General features: G+C 61.5%; 18 protein-coding genes. 7 read left to right on the forward strand and 11 right to left on the reverse strand.

Going from position 1 to position 20377, the window contains the following annotated elements:
* Positions 1–12 precede the first annotated feature (12 nt).
* Both J1G18_RS14535 and J1G18_RS14540 read right to left on the reverse strand, forming a co-directional pair.
* Positions 13–2259 carry an ATP-binding protein gene (locus tag J1G18_RS14535; protein ID WP_223007946.1) on the reverse strand — a complete coding sequence of 749 codons (2247 nt, stop codon included), beginning with the start codon at positions 2257–2259 and terminating at the stop codon, positions 13–15.
* Positions 2256–2870, reverse strand: a complete 615-nt coding sequence (locus J1G18_RS14540) for a biliverdin-producing heme oxygenase (protein WP_223007947.1) — start codon at positions 2868–2870, stop codon at positions 2256–2258. The genes J1G18_RS14535 and J1G18_RS14540 overlap by 4 nt, the downstream gene beginning before the upstream one ends.
* Positions 2871–3143: 273 nt before the next feature.
* On the opposite strand from J1G18_RS14540, the gene J1G18_RS14545 reads away from it, so the two are divergent.
* Positions 3144–3764 carry a LysE family translocator gene (locus J1G18_RS14545; RefSeq protein WP_223007948.1) on the forward strand — a complete coding sequence of 207 codons (621 nt, stop codon included), beginning with the start codon at positions 3144–3146 and terminating at the stop codon, positions 3762–3764.
* Here the strand turns inward: J1G18_RS14545 and J1G18_RS14550 are convergent.
* On the reverse strand, positions 3761–4174 hold the full coding sequence (locus J1G18_RS14550) for a VOC family protein (protein WP_223007949.1): 414 nt from the start codon (positions 4172–4174) through the stop codon (positions 3761–3763). The genes J1G18_RS14545 and J1G18_RS14550 overlap by 4 nt on opposite strands.
* 107 nt (positions 4175–4281) lie before the next feature.
* Here J1G18_RS14550 and J1G18_RS14555 point away from each other — a divergent pair, with 107 nt between their 5' ends.
* The 3 genes from J1G18_RS14555 to J1G18_RS14565 are packed head-to-tail and all read left to right on the forward strand — an operon-like array spanning position 4282 to position 6824.
* On the forward strand, positions 4282–5364 hold the full coding sequence (locus J1G18_RS14555) for a bifunctional transcriptional activator/DNA repair enzyme AdaA (RefSeq protein WP_223007950.1): 1083 nt from the start codon (positions 4282–4284) through the stop codon (positions 5362–5364).
* 31 nt (positions 5365–5395) lie between these two features.
* The gene (locus tag J1G18_RS14560) at positions 5396–6193 is read left to right on the forward strand and encodes an isocitrate lyase/phosphoenolpyruvate mutase family protein (protein WP_098968263.1); all 798 of its coding nucleotides are present in this window, start codon (positions 5396–5398) and stop codon (positions 6191–6193) included.
* A 1-nt stretch (position 6194) separates the two neighbouring features.
* Positions 6195–6824 (forward strand): DNA-3-methyladenine glycosylase family protein, encoded by a 630-nt coding sequence (locus tag J1G18_RS14565; protein WP_223007951.1) that lies wholly within the window; start codon positions 6195–6197, stop codon positions 6822–6824.
* A gap of 268 nt (positions 6825–7092) precedes the next feature.
* On the opposite strand, the gene J1G18_RS14570 is transcribed toward J1G18_RS14565, so the two are convergent.
* From J1G18_RS14570 to J1G18_RS14580, 3 genes are all read right to left on the reverse strand, one after another.
* Positions 7093–8190, reverse strand: a complete 1098-nt coding sequence (locus J1G18_RS14570) for an extracellular solute-binding protein (protein ID WP_134786089.1) — start codon at positions 8188–8190, stop codon at positions 7093–7095.
* 2 nt (positions 8191–8192) lie between these two features.
* On the reverse strand, positions 8193–9314 hold the full coding sequence (gene aguA, locus J1G18_RS14575; protein WP_223007952.1) for an agmatine deiminase: 1122 nt from the start codon (positions 9312–9314) through the stop codon (positions 8193–8195).
* Between the two features lie 99 nt (positions 9315–9413).
* Positions 9414–10298, reverse strand: a complete 885-nt coding sequence (locus J1G18_RS14580) for a LysR substrate-binding domain-containing protein (protein WP_135295512.1) — start codon at positions 10296–10298, stop codon at positions 9414–9416.
* Positions 10299–10507: 209 nt separating this feature from the next.
* On the opposite strand from J1G18_RS14580, the gene J1G18_RS14585 reads away from it, so the two are divergent.
* Complete coding sequence (locus J1G18_RS14585) at positions 10508–10996, forward strand: GFA family protein (RefSeq protein WP_223007953.1); 489 nt, start codon at positions 10508–10510, stop codon at positions 10994–10996.
* Positions 10997–11114: 118 nt separating this feature from the next.
* Here J1G18_RS14585 and J1G18_RS14590 read toward each other — a convergent pair whose 3' ends face one another.
* From J1G18_RS14590 to J1G18_RS14600, 3 genes are all read right to left on the reverse strand, one after another.
* Entirely contained in the window at positions 11115–12401 is a 1287-nt protein-coding gene (locus J1G18_RS14590; protein WP_223007954.1) for an ATP-binding protein, read from the reverse strand.
* Positions 12402–13109, reverse strand: coding sequence for a response regulator (locus J1G18_RS14595; RefSeq protein ID WP_027613172.1), 708 nt, complete (start codon positions 13107–13109; stop codon positions 12402–12404).
* Between the two features lie 147 nt (positions 13110–13256).
* On the reverse strand, positions 13257–13865 hold the full coding sequence (locus J1G18_RS14600; RefSeq protein ID WP_007965776.1) for a tRNA-(ms[2]io[6]A)-hydroxylase: 609 nt from the start codon (positions 13863–13865) through the stop codon (positions 13257–13259).
* A 159-nt stretch (positions 13866–14024) separates the two neighbouring features.
* Between J1G18_RS14600 and J1G18_RS14605 the strand changes: the two genes are divergently transcribed.
* Positions 14025–14888 carry a universal stress protein gene (locus J1G18_RS14605; protein WP_098968255.1) on the forward strand — a complete coding sequence of 288 codons (864 nt, stop codon included), beginning with the start codon at positions 14025–14027 and terminating at the stop codon, positions 14886–14888.
* A 101-nt stretch (positions 14889–14989) separates the two neighbouring features.
* Here J1G18_RS14605 and J1G18_RS14610 read toward each other — a convergent pair whose 3' ends face one another.
* Positions 14990–15460 carry a DUF1289 domain-containing protein gene (locus J1G18_RS14610; protein WP_223007955.1) on the reverse strand — a complete coding sequence of 157 codons (471 nt, stop codon included), beginning with the start codon at positions 15458–15460 and terminating at the stop codon, positions 14990–14992.
* A 467-nt stretch (positions 15461–15927) separates the two neighbouring features.
* Here J1G18_RS14610 and acnB point away from each other — a divergent pair, with 467 nt between their 5' ends.
* Positions 15928–18537 carry a bifunctional aconitate hydratase 2/2-methylisocitrate dehydratase gene (gene acnB, locus J1G18_RS14615; RefSeq protein ID WP_027613175.1) on the forward strand — a complete coding sequence of 870 codons (2610 nt, stop codon included), beginning with the start codon at positions 15928–15930 and terminating at the stop codon, positions 18535–18537.
* Positions 18538–18706: 169 nt separating this feature from the next.
* On the opposite strand, the gene J1G18_RS14620 is transcribed toward acnB, so the two are convergent.
* A complete protein-coding gene (locus tag J1G18_RS14620; protein ID WP_223007956.1) occupies positions 18707–20353 on the reverse strand; it encodes a SulP family inorganic anion transporter in 1647 nt (548 codons plus the stop codon).
* Positions 20354–20377: the final 24 nt, after the last annotated feature.

The raw sequence follows: 20377 nt of genomic DNA on the forward strand, positions 1-20377 counted from the left end.
GCACGGATTTCTTCATTCCCCGGAGAGCATCGCCGGCACGGTAAACCGAAACTCCGTGCCCTCACCCGGCTCACTGCTGGCCTCGATGCGCCCGCCATGGGCTTCAACAATCCCCTGCGTGATGTACAAGCCCAGTCCGGTTCCGGTCGGGTTGCCCTCCTTCACCGTCCAGTAACGGTCGAACACCCGCGCCAGGTTTTCCTTGGGAATGCCTTCGCCGGTATCGCGCACGGTAAACACGATCTCTTTGCCGTCAGACTTGGCCAACACGCCCACCGAACCTTTGCGCGGGGTGAACTTGATCGCGTTGCCGATCAGGTTCGACAGCACCTGAAACAGGCGCTCCGGGTCGGCGTGGATTTTCAGGTCGGGATCGGCCTCGAACGAGATATTGATGTCCTTGTCCATCGCCAGTGGCCCGAGCAGCGACTGGGTTTCCTCGAACATCTGCCCGACATCCAGGGTCTGCGGGGCGATGGTGTAGCGCCCGGCGTCGATCTTCGAGGTGTCGAGCAGATCTTCCAGTAGCGTGTTCATCCGCCCAGCTGCCTGCTGCATGGTGTCGATAGCCGTGGAGATGCGCCGCGAGGTGTGCGGGCCGTCGGAACTGAAGGTCTTCTGCATCATGCCGCAGAGCATGGAAATCACGGTCATCGGGTTGCGCAAGTCGTGGGACACCACCGCTACCAGTTCATCACGGGCGCGCACCGCCTCCTGCTCACGGCGCACCTGACGGGCGAGGTCGTTTTCCAGTGCCGAACGGCGCAGGTCATTGGCCGCAAACAGATCACCGTGACTCCATTTGGTGGAGATTCCAGCCATCTCGACTTTCCAGATTTCGAACGAAGTACGCGGACGCAGACGCAGGCCGGCGTCGGAATTTTCCAGATCCAGCGGTTTGCGCGGGTCGCCGCTCCAGTTGATGTTTTCCTTGACCTCGGGACGGAACCACATCACCCCGTTGTCCACCGGCTTGGGCAGGCTCATGGCAAGCACGCCGCTGGCCACTTGCTGAAACTGCGCAGCCGGCGGATAGACGCTCGCCAGATGATGGCTGGCGAACACCGGCTCACCGGTTTCCTGCAACCACTTGTGCAAGGCGCGAATGTCTTCCGGCTCCGGGCAGTTGCCATAACGGTGCAACTGCTTGTCTTCGATGATCGCAATGCCCCCGGCCCCGGCCAGCGCCATCAGCACTTGCGGTTGCTGCGCCAGACCATCGAAGACGTTTTCCGGCGAGTCGATCATGGCTTGATTGAGCAGCGCCAGCGCCTCGACTTTCTCTTCGCGCTGGCGGCTGATCTCCAGCGCCTCCATCGCGCTGATCTGCAGCGACAGCACCTGACCGATGGTCTGGCACGCGCTGCGCAGTTCGTGCGGAACATGCAACGGCTGGCGGTTGCCGCAGCTGATCAGGCCCCAGAGTTTGTCGCCCTTGAGCAGCGAGATGCTCATCGACGACAGCACGCCCATGTTCTTCATGTACTGGCAATGAATCGGCGAGACGCTACGCAGAGTGGCAAAACTCAGGTCCAGCGGGGTCTGGGTGTCCGGGCGCAACTTGGGCACCAGCGGCACCGGCTGGTAATCGGCATTCGGGATGATCCGCAGCCAGTTGGTGCGGTACAGCTCGCGCGCCTGCTCGGGGATGTCCGAGGCCGGGAAAAACAGGCCGTTGAACACTTCCATCGACGGATCGGACGCCTCGGCGATCACCTGACCGTGGCCCTCCTCCTCGAAGCGGTAGATCAGCACCCGGTCGTAACCGGTCATCGCCTGGATTTCCTTGACGCTAATGTCGTACAGGGCCTGCAGCGAAGTGGCCGCTTGCAAGCGCTGGAGCATGCGCCCCAGATGGGTCTGGTTGCCGGCGACGTTACGCGGCTGGAAGTTTTCAACGTGGATTTCCAGTTCCAGAATCAACACGCCTTGATGCCGGTGCAGCAGACCTTCGAACGCGGTGCCGTTGAGGCGAAAGTGCAGCGGTGCGGCATCGGCAAATACCGGTTGTTGCAACGCCTCGCGCACGGCCGCCGCGTGCGTCTCACCCAGCAATTCGTGCAGCGGCTGGCCGATCAGTTCCTGCGCCGGGCGTGCCAGCAGGGTCTCGACATTGGCGCTGATCTGAATGATCTCCAGCGCCGGCTCACTCAGGGTCAGCAACAGGCCATGGGGCTGGATTGCCCCGGGAAAGCGGATCGGTTCGTCGGCACAGTTGGCCAGCAATTCTTCAAAGGCTTCTTGGTCTCGCGGGTTCATGCCAGTACCTCCCGGCTTTCGAGCCAGCGCTCGAAACAACTGAATGTGGTTCGGGCCGCCGCAACCACGGCTTCACGTTCGCTCGCATCCAGCGATCGACTGCCCAGGTATTCAATGAAAGCGCGCCAGCGGCGGCCGGTGGCGGCGCCATAAATGTCGAGGAACGCCGCGCCATTGTCGGCGTTCAGGCTCAACCTCGAGGCGATTTCGCGGCGCAGGATCTGCCCGCCGAGGGTTGCCCCTTCCAGCACGTACGTCACTCCCAGACAGGCAGCGCTGGAGTCGATCGCGGGCAGCGCCTGACACAGCGGCAAACGGGCGATAGCCTCGACCGACAGACCCTGGGCCCTCAGATCATTGAACAGGGTCGGCGCCTTGAGACGTGGCGCAAGATCGAAATCGACCGGGATCACGCCACTGTCGAGCAATGCGCTTTCCATCGGCCGATAAAAGCCGTAGTAGGCCTGCATCAGCCGCAAAAAAGCGTTGGAATCGAGGGTATCGGAGAAAAAAGGAAGACGTTTTTCCAGTGCGATGTGCAGTTCGGCAGTGCCGGCTCGCAGATCTTGCAGCACCGGTGGCACATAAACTTCACGGGCCTTTGCTTGCATGTAGATCGCTCTTGGTGGGGCCGCTTCGGGGCCGGCAGGGTGTTTGCAGCTTTGGACGGATATTACACGGCAAACGCCTTTTTCTGACTTGGCGCACAGATTTTTCTGACGAAACCAGCGCCTTCAGACCTTTGAGAGTTTCGGCCAACCGGAAAAGTTCGACTCGATGGTCGGGCTGCTGATGCTGTACCGCGACAGCACCGCGTGACTGTACGGGTCAAGGCGCCCGCAGCCTGTGCTAAAAAAGCACCATCGTTTCCGGAGCCCAAGCCCATGGATCTCGCCACGCTCTCGCTGTTTCTCCCGGCCTGTTTCGCCCTGAACATGGCCCCCGGCCCGAACAACCTGCTGTCGGTGAGCAATGCCACCCGCTACGGTTATCGTCGGGCCTGCGCCGCCGGTATCGGGCGAATCGTTGCATTCGCCGCAATGAACGCCCTCGCCGGCGCGGGGCTGTCGGTGGTGCTGCAGACCTCGGAATGGCTGTTCCATGCGATCAAGATCATTGGCGCGGCGTACTTGCTGTACCTGGCCTGGCAACTGTGGCGGGCCAACCCCGAGGCTGAGCAGCAGATGGACGGAGCGTCGGTGGGGTTCTGGCGGCTGGCACGTCAGGAGTTTCTGGTGGCGGCGGGCAATCCGAAGGCGATCCTGTTGTTCACCGCGTTTCTGCCGCAATTCGTTGATCCGAGCCGCCCGGTGCCGGCGCAATTCGCCGTGCTCGGCGCGCTGTTTCTGCTGCTGGAATGGATTGCCATCGGCGCCTACGCGTGGATGGGCCTGCACATGCGCCGCTGGTTCGCCGAGCCGCGCGGCAAACGGATCTTCAACCGTTGCTGCGCAGGGCTGTTGTCGGCGGCGGCTTCGGTGTTGTTGCTGGCGAAACGGGCTTAAGTTTCGGACGGCCCTTTGAGTTCGACCTGATTGCCGTCCGGGTCGAAGCAATACAACGACAGGCCGTAGCCCTCGGCGCCGAAGCGTCTGGCAGCTTTTTCGACGCTCAGGCCGCAGGACTGCAAGTGTTCGATCAGCGCCGGCTCATCGAACGGCTCGATGCGCAGGCAGAAGTGATCGACGTTGCGCCGCTCGGCACCGGCCGCCCCGCCGCCCCTTTTGCCAAGTTCGCCTTGCAAGTCGACGAGGTCCATCATCGAGGTGCCGGCGCGCAGGTGCACCAGACCCAATGGTTCGTTGTGCCTGACCACCTCGGCGCCGAAGACCTGGCGGTAGAACTCGATACTGCGTTGCAGATCGGCGACACGCAGGACGATGTGATCGATGTGTTGAATGATGAACGGTGGCATGGTTGGCTCCAGCGAATCGGCGATCCGCTGATTGTGGTGCAGAATCGAAAAAATTCACTGTCGATTTTTCGGTGGAGCCATCGAAATCCTGGATTTAAGCTCTGCCCATGAACATACAAACCGCACTCCTGCCGCCCCACGCCGAGATGGTTCGCGCCATGCTCGAACGCGACACCGCCTACGAAGGGGTGTTCTTCACGGCCGTGAAAACCACCGGGATCTTCTGCCGCCCCAGCTGCACGGCGCGCAAGCCGAAACCGGAGAACGTCGAATTCTTCGCCCATGCCGATGAGTGCTTGAGCGCCGGTTATCGCGCCTGCCTGCGCTGCAAGCCGCTGGACGCCGCAGCCATCGCCCCCGACTGGGTGCAGCGCCTGCTCACCGCCGTCGATGCCGACCCGGAAATGCGCTGGAGCGATGCGCAACTGCTGGCCGAAGGCATCGAACCGCTGAAGCTGCGGCGCTGGTTCAAGCAGCATTTCGGCATGACCTTTCATTCGTGGCTGCGCACGCGCCGGCTCGGTATGGCGCTGGGCGGGATTCGCCAAGGCACCTCGATTGACCATGCGGCGTTCGACTCAGGCTATGAATCGCTCAGCGGTTTTCGCGATGCGTTCCAGAAGTCGTTCCACATCACCCCGGGCCGCGCGGCCAACAGTGAACCACTGTTGTTCACCCGCCTGACCACGCCGCTGGGGCCGATGATCGCCATGGCCGAACGTCGCGGACTGGTGTTGCTGGAGTTTCTCGATCGCCCGGCTCTGACCCGCGAAGTCGAAGAGCTGCAAAGCCGTCATGGCTACGTGGTCGCCCCGGGACACAACGCGCCTTTGCGGCAGATCGAAGAGCAACTCAACGAATATTTTGCCGGGACGCGCAGTGCATTCAGCGTCCCGCTGCATCTGCCCGGCAGCGCGTTCGACCAGCAAGTCTGGGAGCAACTGCTGCAAATTCCTTATGGCCAGACCAGCACCTACGGCGCCATCGCCTCACGCCTGGGCAAACCCGGCGCCAGTCGCGCGGTAGGCTTGGCCAATGGACACAATCGGCTGTCGATCGTGGTCCCGTGCCATCGGGTGATCGGTGCGGACGGTTCGCTGACCGGCTATGGTGGTGGACAGCCGCGCAAGGCGTTTTTGCTGAGGCTGGAAAACGCTGCGGTGCAGCTCACGCAACCACTGGCTTTCTGACGCTTTGCACCACTCACAAAAAGGGATTTCGATGAACGCGCTCGACACTCGGTTTCACCAGTTACACCAGGAAGGTCTGCTGATCCTGACCAACGTCGCCGACGCCACCGGCGCGCGGCTGGTCGAGCACGCGGGTGGGCAAGCGGTCGCCACCAGCAGCGCGGCAGTCGCTTGGGCGCATGGCTATCCAGACGGCAACACCTTGCCCCTCGAACGGCTGATTTCAACCGTGGAATCCATCGCGCGGGTGATCCAGGTGCCGCTGAGCGTGGACATCGAGGCGGGTTATTCGGATGACCTTGGCCGTGTGGCCGAAGTGGTCGACGCGGTGCTCGCCGCCGGTGCGGTCGGGATCAATATCGAGGACGGCAGCGGCGCCCCGGAGCTGTTGGCGCGCAAGATTGAAGTGGCGCGGCAAGTCGCTCAGAAGCGTGGTGTGAAGCTGTTCATCAACGCGCGCACTGACGTCTACCTCAAGGGCCTGGTACCGGCCGAGGATCGCGTCGCCGAAACCCTGCACCGTTCAGCGTTGTACCAGGCCGCCGGGGCCGATGGCTTGTTTGCCGCTGGCGTGACCGCCGCTTATGAAATCGAGGCAATCTGCAAGGGCACGTCACTGCCGGTGAACGTGCTCGGCTTCGCCTGCCTGCCCTCGCCGACCGAGCTGCAAGCTCTGGGCGTGCGGCGCTTGAGCGCCGGGTCCGGGATCGCCGAGTTCCTCTACGGCGCGATGGGTTCGCTGGTGAAAAGCTTCCTCGCCAGCGGCAAGCTCGACACCCACGACCTGAAGGCGCTGACCTACGGCGAAGTCAACGGACTGCTGAAATAGCATGCCGGATCGTTATCAGGCGGCCAGCGAATTTCTGGCCGCGCTCGACGAGGACTGGCAGCGCCACGTTGCAGCCGTCGGCCAGTGCCTGCATCAACCGCACCCGGCGCGTGATCCTTACGAATCGCTGGTGCGGGCGATTGCCTATCAGCAACTGCACGCCAAGGCTGGGGACGCAATTGTCGGTCGTCTGGTGGCGCTGTTTCCGGGGCAGACGTTTCCCCGGCCGGAACAGATTCTCGCGAGTGACTTCGATCAACTGCGCGGTTGCGGTTTTTCGGCGGGCAAGATTGCGACCATTCAGGGCATCGCCCGGGCAACGCTGGACGGTATGGTGCCGGATTATCCCACCGCGCTGGCGATGGACGATGAAGCGCTGATCGAACGCCTGGTCAGCCTGCGCGGGGTTGGCCGCTGGACCGTGGAGATGCTGCTGATTTACAGCCTGGAGCGCATGGATATTCTGCCGGCGGATGATTTTGGCGTGCGCGAGGGCTATCGCCGATTGAAGGCGCTGGAGGTACAGCCGACGCGCAGGCAGATGATCGAGATCGGCTTGGCGTGGAGTCCGTATCGGACGGTGGCGGCGTGGTACCTGTGGCGCGTACCAAAACCGCTGCCCTCACCCTAGCCCTCTCCCGGAGGGAGAGGGAACTGACTGGGGGAGATTGGAGATATCCGCCGACCTGAAATAGCGGCTGTGAATCCATAGTCGCCCCGGTTGGCTCCCTGTCCTTCCAGGAGAGGGAACTGACTGGGGGAGACTGGAGATGTTTGCCGACCTGTAATAGCTGCTGCGAATCCATAGTCGCCCAGGATTTTCAGGTCAATGTATTACGCAAGACTCCTCGGTCGGCTCCCTCTCCCTCCGGGAGAGGGCTGGGGTGAGGGTTGGCTTTTCAGAGGCCGGATTTCAACTTGCTGAACGCCCGAATCAAAGCCCGATTGAACGCCTTGCCATTGTCATTCTTGCTGTACAGCGAAGCCCGCACCGCCTCCGACGGATACGTCCCCGGATCATTACGGATCGATGCATCCACCAGACCATCCGCCGCCGTGATCGCATTGGCGTAGTGGATGGTGTCGGTGATCGGCGCGATCACCTCAGGGGTCATCAGGTAATCCATCAACGCCAGCCCCGCCTGCGGATGCGGCGCATCCTTGGGAATGACCATGGCGTCGAACCAGATCAACGTGCCCTCTTTGGGGATGCGGTAACTGAGCTGGAACGGCTTGTTCGCCGCTTGCGCCTGCCCGGCTGCAATCGCCACGTTGCCGTTCCACGACATCGCCACGCAGGTGTTGCCGTTGGCCAGGTCGCTGATGTTCAGGTCGTTGTCGAAGTAGCGAATGTACGGGCGGATCTTCGCCAGTTGCTGCTCGGCGAGTTTCAAGTCATCAAGGTTCTGCCGGTTGATGTCCAGGCCCAGGTACTTCATGACCGCCGCGAACACTTCGTTCGGGTCGTTGAGCAGACTCACCCCGCAATCGGCAAATTTCGCCACCACCGCCGGGTCGAACAGCATCGCCCAGCTGTCGGTCGGCGCGTTCGGCAGACGCTGCTTGATTGCCTGCTCCTGATAACCCACACCGGTGGTTCCCCAAGCATAAATACCGGCATAACGGTTGCCCGGATCGAACACCGCCATGTGCTGGCGGAACTCGTCACCGACTCCGGCAAAATGCGGCACCCGCGCCTTGTCCAGCGGCTGGATCGCACCGCTCTCGATGGCTCGCGACAGGTGTTGCCCGGCGGTCAGTACCAGGTCATAACCGCTGCGTCCGGTGAGCAGTTTGGTCTCCACGGTTTCCAGCGAATCGAAGTGATCGGCGACCACCTGAATACCGGTCTGCGCCTCGAAGTTCTTCAGCGTATCCGGGGCCAGGTACTCGCCCCAGATATACAGATTAACCACCGGTCTGGCGGGGTCGGCGGCCTGCACACACAGGGGTGCAAGCACCAGCAATAACGCTTGAGTCAGTTTGTGCAGGCCCATCATCACACCCCCTTGCGATTAGACGTGCCGGCGTATTGCGGCATGGTGATGCACGCGACGTTGCCGCCACCGAGGAGGATTTCCCGGGAGTTTTCGATGCCGACGATCTTGTGCTGCGGGAACAGTTCGGCGAGGGTCGCCAGCGCCACCTGATCGTTGCGATCACCGAACAGCGGCACCACGATCGAGCTGTTGCCGGCGTAGTAGTTGATATACGACGCACAGATTTGGGTGCCGGCCTGACGGGTGTGCGTGCTGTCCTGCTGATCGAGGCCTTCGGCTTCTTCGGCAGTCCACTCCAGCACGTCCGGTTGCGGCAGTTTATGCACGATCAACTCGCGACCACGGCTGTCGCGGGTGCTGCGCAGGATGTCGTAGGCCTCCTGATAGATTTCCCACTGCGGATCATCGCGGTTGTCGGTCCATTGCAGCACCACTTCGCCGGGGCGCACGAAGCAGGCGAGGTCATCGACATGGCCATCGGTCTCGTCGAACTTGCAGCCGCGTGGCAGCCAGATCACCTGTTCGGCGCCGAGGTAATCGGTCAGGCGCCGGGTAACTTCATCCTTGCCCAGATGCTGGTTGCGATTGCGGTTGAGCAGGCACTGTTCGGTGGTGAGGATGCTGCCCTGGCCATCGCTCTGGATGCCGCCGAGTTCGGCAATCAGCGGTGCGCGGTAACGGTCGAAGCGTTCGATTTCGAGGATCTTGCTGGCGATCTGGTCGTCCTTGTCCCACGGGTAATACAGCCCGCCGTCGAGGCCGCCGTAGGCGTTGAACTCGAAGTCGACGCCACGCACTTCGCCGCTCTGGTCGTTGACCACGAAGCACGGGCCGCTGTCGCGGAACCAGGTGTCGTTGCAGGTCATCTCGACCACGCGCACCTGCGGCGGCAACTGCCGGCGTGCGGTGGCGAATTGTGCGGCGGAGGCGCAGACGGTGACCGGTTCGCTCTGCGCGATGGCGGTGACGATCTGCACCCAGACTTTCTGCGCCGGTTTTGCGCCGTTGCGCCACACGTCGGTGCGCTCCGGCCAGCCGAGCCAGCAGCCGGACTTGGCTTCGAATTCGCCGGGCAGACGGAAGCCGTCGCGCTTGGGGGTGGAGTCGAGCAAACGTGCCATGGTCAAACCTCGTCTTGGGGTTGGGAATGACCACAGGCTACGGTCGCGGACGGCTGGCCCGCCAACGATGAATATTGCGGAACAGTTGAATTCAACTCATCAATCGGCCAGTTGATCGTTGAACCATTCAAGCATCTGCGCCACCGCCGGCCGCTCCAGGCGCAGCCGCTCGCAGACCAGCGCGTATTGGCCCAGCGCGGTCATGCTCGAGGTGAATGGCCGCACCAGCCGCCCGCTGAGCAAGTCCTCCTGCGCGGTGAGGTTGTCGCCCATCGCCACACCCTGCCCCTGTGCCGCCGCTTCCAGCGCCAGACCGGCATGGGCGAAATACAACTGGCGCTGCGGGCGCAGATCGCCGGCGTGACTGGTGAGCCAGGCGGTCCAGGTCTTGCCGTCCTGATCGTCATGCAGCAGGCAGTGGCGCGCCAGGTCTTTCGGGGTTTTCAGAGTGCCCTGATTGAACAGCCCCGGGCTGCATACCGGGAAGAATTGCAGCGCAGGCAACGGCCGTACGAAGTAGGCGCTGCTGTCCACCGGGCCGGTGCCGTAGGTGATCGCCAGATCGATGTCTTCGCCCGGTGCGCTGGCGTCGATCGGCTGTTCGTAGAGATGCAGGGTGATGTGCGGATAGCGTGCGTAGAAATCGGTGAGGCGGTTCATCAGCCACTTTTGCGCCAGCTCGGCGGTGACCGCCAGGCGCAACACCGCCAGCGAGGAAGGATCGCGCAGTTCATCGCAGGCCTCGCCGATCAGTTCGAAAGCCTGTTGAAGACTCTGCATCAGGCGTCCGGCGGCGATAGTCGGACGGATCTGCCGGCCTTCGCGGATAAACAGCGAGACGCCGAGCTGCTCTTCGAGCTGACGGATCTGGTGGCTGACCGCGCTGTCGGTGACGCACAACTCGGCGGCAGCCCGGCCGAAATGCGCGTGGCGGGCGGCGCATTCGAAGGTTCGCAGGGCGGCCAGTGAGGGGAGTCTTCGCATGGGTTGGAGTGCCTTTTTTGGGGACATGCTGACCGGGCCTTGAGCAGGCGTCCAGTGGCACCGCGTTATCGTTCTTCGCGAGCAAGCCCGCTCCCACATTTTGAAATGCGTTCCCCTGTGGGAGCGGGCTTGCTCGCGAAGGCGTCAACATGATCACCACAAATCTTCTAGGCTCAACCGCACCCACTTCAGCCAACCGGAGGCCCAACATGCACCTCGAAGGCTCCTGCCATTGCGGCGCCGTCACTTTCAGCCTGACCAGCGCCCATCCCTACCCCTATCAACGCTGCTACTGCTCGATCTGCCGCAAGACTCAAGGCGGTGGCGGCTATGCGATCAACCTCGGTGGCGATGCGGCCAGCCTCAAGGTTCAGGGGCGCAAGCACATCAGCATCTACCACGCGAAGATGAAGGAAGCAGGTGAAAAACGTGCCCATCGCAGCACCGCCGAGCGGCATTTCTGCTCACAGTGCGGCAGCGGCTTGTGGCTGTTCAGCCCGGAATGGCCGGAGTTGATTCATCCATTTGCCTCGGCCATCGATACGCCACTGCCGGTGCCGCCGCAGCACACGCATTTGATGCTGGGGTCGAAGGCGCCTTGGGTCGAGGTGGATGCAAAGCCTGAGGACAAGCAGTTTGCGGTGTATCCCGAGGAGTCGATTGCGCAGTGGCATGAGCGGTTGGGATTGGTCAAATGAGCAGGGGGTTGTGTTGTGATTGATGGCCCTATCGCGAGCAGGCTCACTCCTACAAGGGAATGCATTCCAAATGTAGGAGTGAGCCTGCTCGCGATAGGGCCCAACCTGTCTACACAAATCAGTCCAGATGCGCCCAGGTCATCCGGAACGACGCCCCACCCCACACCGATTCCCCGACCTCGACCTGCCCGCCATGGGACTGCGACACCCGCCGCACCAGCGCCAGACCCAGGCCGAAACCGCCGGTACGACGGTCGCGACTGGCATCCAGCCGCGAGAACGGCTCGAAGATTTTCTCCCGACCTTCCACCGGCACCCCCGGGCCGTCGTCGTTGACCCGCACTTCGTAGTAATCGCCGCTGCGCACCAGCGTCACCTCGACACGGCGCTCGGCATAACGAATGGCGTTGCGCAGCAGATTGATCACTGCGCGCGCCATGAAGCGCGGCTCGATGCGTACGGTGTCGAGCAGGCAGTCACCAATCAGCAACTGCACCCCCGCCGCTTCCGCCTCCAGCGCCACACTGCCGACCACGCTGTCGAGCCAGTTGGCCGCTTGAATGTTTTCGCACTTGATCACCGTCGCGCCACGTTCGAGGCTGGCGTAGGTCAGCAGCTCGGAGACCATTTCTTCCAGTTCGCCAAGGTCGGCGTACATGTCGGCGATCAGTTCGCGGTTCTGGCTGGCGTCCGGTTGCTGCTTGAGCTGGTCGAGTTCGAACGACAATCGCGCAATCGGCGTGCGCAGTTCGTGGGACACCGCGTTGGTCAGCTCACGCTGATTGGCGATCAAACTCTCGATGCGCGCCGCCATCAGGTTGAAGTGTTCAGCCAGATCGCGAATGTTCGAGCGCTTGGACAGTTGAATGCGCACCGACAGGTCGTTGTCGCCAAAGCGCTCGGCGGCCAGACGCAGTTTTTCCAGATCGCGCCAGTGCGGACGCACCCAGAAAAACAACACACAGCCGATCAGCACGGCGATCATCAAGTAGGCACCGGCAATGTAGAACGGCATCAGGCTGGGTTCGGCGGGCAAGCGAATGCTGAGCAGTTGCGAGCCGCCGTCGATGGCTGAAATGTATTGGGTGTATTTGTCGCGGATCACCAGCAAGCCTTGAGCAAGCTCGGCTTTTTCCTCGGCGCTGAGCGCCAGTTGATCGGCTTCGACCAAGGTCAACCCCAAGCCATAGTGCGGGCGCAGGGCCTGCAGTTGTTTTTCACGGGCCGGGCCGTCGAGGTTGCGCAGCAACTCCCCCAGCGTCCAGGCCTGACCACGCACCGCCTCGCGGTTGTAGTCCTGCATCTGATAGTCGAGCAAGGCATCGAACGTACGCTCGACAGTCTGCAACGCCAGAACCAGGCCCACCGTCATCACCAGAAACAGCCCGAGGAATAACCGCAGCATCTACAGCTCCCACGCGAACGGATTGAACAGATAACCCTTGCCCCACACGGTCTTGATGCACACCGGCTCGCGGGGATTGTCCTTGAGTTTGTTGCGCAACTTGCTGATGTAGACGTCGACGCTGCGATTGAGCCCATCGAAGGCGATGCCGCGCATGCGGTTGAGAATGTCATCGCGCGACAGGGTCTTGCCGGCAGCGCTGGCCAGCAACCACAGCAGCTCGAATTCCATGGTGGTCATTTCGATGATCTCACCGGCCAGACGCACTTCGCGACAGCTGCGATCGATGCTCAAGCGCCCGAACTCCAGCGCACTGACCACGCCAGCTTCCGGCATCTGCCGCCGCTGCAAGGCGCGCAGCCGAGCAAGCAGTACCGGCGGTTTGATCGGTTTGATCACGTAGTCGTCGGCGCCGGATTCCAGGCCGAGAATATGGTCGAGGTCGTCTTCCTTGGCGGTAAGGATGACAATTGGCGTGTCCGACACGCTGCGGATTTCCCGGCACACGTGCAGGCCGCTCTGCCCCGGCAGCATCAGGTCGAGCACCACCACTTTGGGCTGGAACTCGAGAAACGCGGCCACTGCCAGATCACCGCGATGCACCGCGCGCACCTCGTAGCCATGTTGTTCGAGAAAGTGCGCAATCAACGTGGCCAGACGCTCATCGTCTTCGACCAGCAGGACTTTGCCAAAACCCAGGTTATCCATAACGACCGTCTGCCAACCCATGTGTGAAGTGGGCGACAGTATGGCGGGATTCGTCGGCGAGGCGTTGTTTCGGGCAGCAAAAACCGGCCGCAGGGGCCGGTTTTCGGTGATATTTCATACTCTTAAGAGTTTTTAACAGTTTGTGTTTCAGGCCGCGGCCGGCACACCACTGTGGAAGCGGAACTCTTCGTCCGGCGACTCGATCAGCTCCTGCTCGGCCGCACGCACCTTGTCGATCACCTGAGCGATGTCCTTCGCGTCGCCGTACTGGTAAGCCAGTTTCAGATAACCCTGAAAGTGCCGCGCCTCGCTTTTCAGCAGGCCGAAATAGAACTTGCCGAGTTCTTCGTCCAGATGCGGCACCAGCGCTTCGAAACGCTCGCAACTGCGCGCTTCGATAAATGCGCCGACCACCAGGGTATCCACCAGTTTCACCGGCTCATGGCTGCGCACCACTTTGCGCAGGCCCGATGCGTAGCGCCCGGCGTGCAACTGGCGCAGCTCGATCTTGCGGCGTTTCATGATGCGCATGACTTGTTCGTGGTGCACCAGCTCTTCCCGGGCCAGACGCGACATCATGTTGATCAGGTCGACGTGGGAATGGTACTTGGCAATCAGGCTCAGCGCGGTACTGGCGGCCTTGAACTCGCAGTTCTTGTGGTCGATCAGCAGGGTTTCCTGATCGGCCAGTGCCGCCTGGACCCAGGCGTCGGGCGTGCGGCAGCCAAGGAATTCGTGGATTTCGGGAAGGATCATGGGGCTCACGGTAAAAGGTGTACGAGCAAAGGCCGCCGATTATACCGGCCTGCCCGCAGACCACCAGTCCCAGGCGTTGATATGTATCAAGTCGCAGGCGCATGAGCAGCAACTATAGTTGTGCAACGCCGTGCCTTTTCTTTGCTGGAGACTCCGCTCATGCAAGCCATTCGCAGCATTCTGGTGGTCATCGAACCCGAACATTCGGAAAGCCTGGCGCTCAAGCGCGCCAAGTTGATCGCCGGCGTGACCCAGGCCCATCTGCACCTGCTGGTGTGCGACCGCAAGCACGACCACGCCGGCATGCTCGGCGTGCTCAAAGCCGCGCTGCTGGCGGATGGCTACAGCGCGACCACCGAACAGGCGTGGAACGAGAGCCTGCATGAAACCATCATCGATGTGCAGCAGGCCGAAGGCTGCGGGCTGGTGGTCAAGCAGCACTATCCCGACAGTGCGCTGAAAAAGGCCCTGCTGACGCCGGCCGACTGGAAACTGCTGCGGCACTGCCCGACCCCGGTGCTATTGGTAAAAACATCCACTTCCTGGAAAGACCGGGTGATTCTTGCGGCTGTGGACGTGGGCAATGCCGATGGCGAACACCGGCATTTGCACACCACGATCATTGATCACGGCTACGACATTGCCAGCCTCGCCAAGGCGCATCTGCATGTGATCACGGCGCATCCGTCACCCATGCTCTCGGCAGCGGATCCGACCTTTCAACTCAAGGAAACCATCGAGGCGAAATACCGCGAACAGTGCAAGGCGTTTCAGGCCGAGTTCGATGTGGACGACGAACACCTGCACATCGAGGAAGGCCCGGCGGATGTGCTGATCCCGTTCATGGCGCACAAACTGCAAGCGGCAGTGACCGTGATCGGCACCGTGGCGCGCACCGGGTTGTCGGGCGCACTGATCGGCAATACCGCCGAAGTGGTGCTGGATGCGCTGGAAAGCGACGTGCTGGTGCTCAAGCCGCAGGAGGTTGAGGATCATCTGGTGGAGTTGGCAGTGAAGCATTAAGGACTGCGGCGTTTGAAAGTCAGTCTTCGCGAGCAAGCCCGCTCCCACATTTGGAATGCAATCTCCTGTGGGAGCGGGCTTGCTCGCGAAGCTTTTGATCTTCAGGCGCCAAAGACGTCCTTGAGGAAGCCGGGGGCGATGTAGCGCTGATAATGCGCTTCCGACAGCAGGAAAAATTCCCGATCAATGGCATCGCGCAACGCCGGCAGGTTCCAGTCGCGGAACTCCGGCAGCAACACCATCCCGTAGGCTTCCAGATTAATGATCACCCGCGCCCCGCGCGCAATCAGCTGATAGGCCCAGCAATATTCCGACTGATGCGGCACGAAGCGGATCTTGCGCTGCTCCAGCTGTTGGCGCAGCCGCGCCGAATCGAAGATCTCGACCTTGCTCGCCATCACTTGTGACAGCAATTGCTCCAGACGCAACCACACCGCACGCTTTTCCTCCTCGCCGTAACCATTCCAGTGGATCACTTCGTGGTGGAAACGCTTGCAGCCACGGCACACCAGATCTCCGTAAACAGTGGAGCAGAGGCCGACGCAGGGGGTCTTGATGGTCTGATTGGACATAAATTGGCAAAACACTGAAACGCGGAACAGGCCGGCATGTTAGCCCTTTGTCGGGCATTGATCACCCCTCAAACGTCAGGGGCAAGCGCTGGCTCGCGGTTTGCCTCGCCCGCGCACAACGCCACCAAAGTCCAATAGAGCGCGACTTACCTTTAAATTTTTTTTGCCGTAGAATCAGCCAGCCTTTTAAGGCGCCAATGTCCGTTAGAAGCTGTTTTCAAAGCGTCACGAGCACAGTCGTTCCTTCAGAGCGGTGTTGGCGAAGGGTTTTTCCAGCGGGGAAAAGCCCAACGCCAACCCTCATCAGCTCCCCGTTCTGCAGGCGTAAAACTTTGAAAGCAGCTTCTGTAAGGAATTGCCGGTAATTCTGGCCAAACGACCCACAACGTCGTGCGGTGCATGAGTACGGCAATTTCGGGATGAGCGTCCCGGACACCCATTTGGGACCACTGATGAGGGTAATAACTGTGCTTGAAGCCTACCGCAAACATATCGAAGAGCGTGCAGCCCTGGGTATCGTTCCCCAGCCGCTTAACGCCGAACAAACTGCAGGCCTGGTCGAGCTGCTGAAGAATCCTCCGGCTGGCGAAGAAGCTTTCCTCGTTGACCTGATCACCAATCGCGTACCACCAGGAGTGGACGAAGCCGCTTACGTCAAAGCCGGTTTCCTGTCGGCCCTGGCCAAAGGCGAAGTCACCTCCCCTCTGCTGGACAAGAAGCGCGCTGTAGAACTGCTCGGCACCATGCAGGGCGGCTACAACATCGTGACTCTGGTTGAACTGCTGGACAACGCCGAGCTGGCGCCAGTGGCTGCCGAAGAACTCAAGCACACCCTGCTGATGTTCGATGCCTTCCACGACGTGGCTGAAAAAGCCAAGAACGGCAACGTTCACGCCAAAGCCGTGCTGCAATCCTGGGCTGACGGCGAGTGGTTCAAGAAGCGTCCTGTCCTGGCCGACAAGATCAGCCTGCGCGTATTCAAGGTCACCGGCGAAACCAACACCGACGACCTGTCGCCTGCACCAGACGCCTGGTCGCGTCCTGACATCCCGCTGCACGCCCTGGCCATGTTGAAAATGGCCCGTGACGGCATCGTTCCGGACGAGCAAGGCAAGACCGGCCCGATGAAGCAGATCGAAGAGATGCGCGGTCAAGGCTTCCCGATCGCCTACGTCGGTGACGTGGTCGGTACCGGTTCCTCGCGTAAATCGGCAACCAACTCGGTGCTGTGGTTCTTCGGCGACGACATCCCTTACGTGCCGAACAAGCGCGCTGGCGGTTTCTGCTTCGGCAGCAAAATCGCTCCGATCTTCTACAACACCATGGAAGATGCCGGCGCACTGCCAATCGAGTTCGACGTGTCGAACATGAACATGGGCGACGTGATCGACCTGTACCCGCACGCTGGCAAAGTCTGCAAGCACGGTACCGACGAAGTCATCACCACCTTCGAAATGAAGACCCCTGTGCTGCTGGACGAAGTCCGTGCCGGCGGTCGTATTCCGCTGATCATCGGCCGTGGCCTGACCGAGAAGGCTCGTGCCGAACTGGGTCTGCCGGCATTCGATCTGTTCAAGAAGCCGGAAGCACCGGCTGAAAGCACCAAGGGCTTCACCCTGGCGCAGAAAATGGTCGGCAAGGCGTGCGGTCTGGCAGAAGGCAAAGGCGTTCGTCCTGGCACCTACTGCGAACCGAAAATGACCACCGTCGGCTCTCAGGACACCACCGGTCCGATGACCCGTGACGAACTGAAAGACCTGGCGTGCCTGGGCTTCTCCGCTGACCTGGTGATGCAGTCCTTCTGCCACACCGCGGCGTATCCGAAGCCGATCGACGTGACCACCCACCACACCCTGCCTGACTTCATCATGACCCGCGGCGGCGTTTCCCTGCGTCCGGGCGATGGCATCATCCACTCGTGGCTGAACCGCATGCTGCTGCCGGACACCGTAGGTACCGGTGGTGACTCGCACACCCGCTTCCCGATGGGCATCTCGTTCCCGGCCGGTTCCGGTCTGGTCGCGTTCGCCGCTGCCACCGGCGTCATGCCGCTGGACATGCCGGAATCGATCCTGGTGCGCTTCAAAGGCAAAATGAAACCTGGCATCACCCTGCGTGACCTGGTTCATGCCATTCCTTACTTCGCCATCCAGAACGGTCTGCTGACCGTCGAGAAGAAAGGCAAGAAAAACGCCTTCTCCGGCCGCATCCTGGAGATCGAAGGCCTGGAAGGTCTGACCCTGGAACAGGCGTTCGAACTGTCCGACGCCTCGGCCGAACGTTCGGCTGCCGGTTGCACCATCAAGCTGTCGAAAGAGTCGATCACCGAGTACCTGCAGTCCAACATCACCCTGCTGCGCTGGATGATCGGCGAAGGCTACGGCGATGCGCGTACCCTGGAACGTCGCGCGCAAGCGATGGAAGCCTGGATCGCCAACCCTGAGCTGATGGAAGCCGATGCCGACGCCGAATACGCCGAAGTCATCGAAATCGATCTGGCCGACATCAACGAGCCGGTACTGTGCGCGCCGAACGATCCGGACGACGCCCGTCTGCTGTCCAGCGTGGCTGGCGAGAAGATCGACGAAGTGTTCATCGGTTCGTGCATGACCAACATCGGTCACTTCCGCGCTGCCGGTAAACTGCTGGATCAGGTCAAGGGTCAGCTGCCTACCCGTCTGTGGCTGTCGCCGCCGACCAAGATGGACGCTCACCAACTGACCGAAGAAGGCTACTACGGCATCTACGGCAAGGCCGGCGCACGCATGGAAATGCCAGGCTGCTCGCTGTGCATGGGTAACCAGGCACGCGTTGAGCCGAACAGCACCGTGGTCTCGACGTCGACCCGTAACTTCCCGAACCGTCTGGGCGACGGCGCGAACGTCTACCTGGCTTCGGCCGAGCTGGCGTCCGTGGCTTCGATCCTGGGTCGCCTGCCGACCGTCGAGGAGTACATGGAATACGCTGGCAAGATCGACAGCATGGCGGCCGATGTCTACCGCTACCTGTCCTTCGACCAGATCGCCGAGTTCCGTGAAGCTGCTGCGAACGCCAAGATTCCAGTCGTTCAAGCCTAACATTACAAAGCAATAGAAAACGCCGCCCATCGTGAGATGCGCGGCGTTTTTTTATGCCTTGGAATACCGTCCCCTGTAGGAGTGAGCCTGCTCGCGATAGCGGTGTGTCAGATACATTTGTATCGACTGACACACCGCTATCGCGAGCAGGCTCACTCCTACAGGGGGGTTAAGTGTTGAGTTTGAGGGCTTGCCGGACCGCGCCATCAACGCTCAGCCCGCTAAGCGTCACGCCATTTGCTTGCACTTCAGGCAACACCTCCAGCACCGCCAGTGCCTCATGCTTGAGTCGCGCCAGAATCAGGCGCTTGCCATCCTGATGCACCCGCAGGAAGAACTCCTGGATCGCCTCAATGCTGGTGCCGTCCAGATCCGGGGTTTCCTCCAGACTGAGAATCACCGTGTGCAGCGGCACGTCCGAATGACGAATCAAGTGCAAAGCTGCACCAAGAACTCGCTCGACGTTGGCAAAGAACAACGCCTCACTGGGCCGCACAATCAGCACTCCCGGCTCAGTCACCGCCGTTGGGTGACGCTGCAGATCGACAAAATCATGGCCGCCGTCGATCCGACCGAGCACCTGAATGTCCGCCGCCGACATCTGTTTGAGCATCAGCAACACGCTGATGGCCACCGACACCAGCAAGCCGTCGAGAATGCCCAGCACCAACACCGCCCCCACCGCGCACAACACCAGCACCCGATCCCGGCGCCAGACGAAATAGCGCCCCAGCGGCTGCAGACTCAAGCCCCGCGCCAGCGCATGAACCACGATGGCCGCCAGAATCGGCTCCGGTGTCAGGGCGATCCACGGCAGCACCGTCAGCACGATCACCAGCACCACCAGCGCCGCCACCCCACCGGCCCAGCGAGAAGTCGCGCCAGCGGCCTCGTTCGCCGACGTTGCCGAATACCCGGCCCCCGCCGGCATGCCATGGAACAATCCGGACAACAAGTTCGCTGCGCCGAGCGCCAGCAGATCGCGGTTGGAGGTCACACGATCACCGTGCTTGAGGGCGAACGAACTGATCGAGCCGTACGACTCGGCGTACAGAATCATCACCAGCGCAAAACCCACCTCCCCAAGCCGCAGCCAGTCGGCAAACGGCAGCACCGGCAGGCTCGGTACCTCCAGGCTCAGGTCGATCAAACCGATCATGTTCACGCCATACGCCGGAAGGTTCAGCCATTGCCCGGCCACAATGCCGATCACCACCACCAGCAAACCGCCAGGCACCCGTGGAAAACGCGAGAACAGTCCCAACAGCACCAGCGCCACCGCTGCGACAGCCGCCGCCGGCCAGTTCCATTGCGGCAGTTGTTCGAGCAGTTGCGGGGCGAAGCGCACCAGATTGGCATCGGTCAGATGCACACCGACCACACTGGCGACCTGCTTGAGGATGATGGTCAGCGCGAGGCCGAAAGCGAAGCCGCGCAGTACCGGTTTGGCGATAAACGCAGTGACGCTGCCGAAACGAAAGATCCCCGCCAGCAAGAACAGCCCACCGGTGACCAGCACCAACCCGACCGCCAGCGTCGCGCGTAACTGCGGGTCGCCATTGGCCATGGTCGCGGTGGCCGCCGCCAGCACCGCTGCTGACGAAGACGTGGCCGAGACAATGGCAAAGCGGCTGGTGCCAAACAACCCATAGCACAGCAACCCGGCAAACAGCGCAATCACCCCGGCCTGGGGCGCCAGCGCGGCGATGGTCGAATAGGCGACCGCTTCGGGTAATAGCAGACCGGCAATCGACAGACCGGCGAGGATATCCTGCCAGCGATTGGGTGGCTCTACAGATTGGGGCGCGCTCGACAATCCACTGTCTCCAGACGAAAAAAA

This window comes from Pseudomonas sp. MIS38 (assembly GCF_019891575.1).
In the GTDB taxonomy this organism is placed as follows: domain Bacteria; phylum Pseudomonadota; class Gammaproteobacteria; order Pseudomonadales; family Pseudomonadaceae; genus Aquipseudomonas; species Aquipseudomonas putida_A.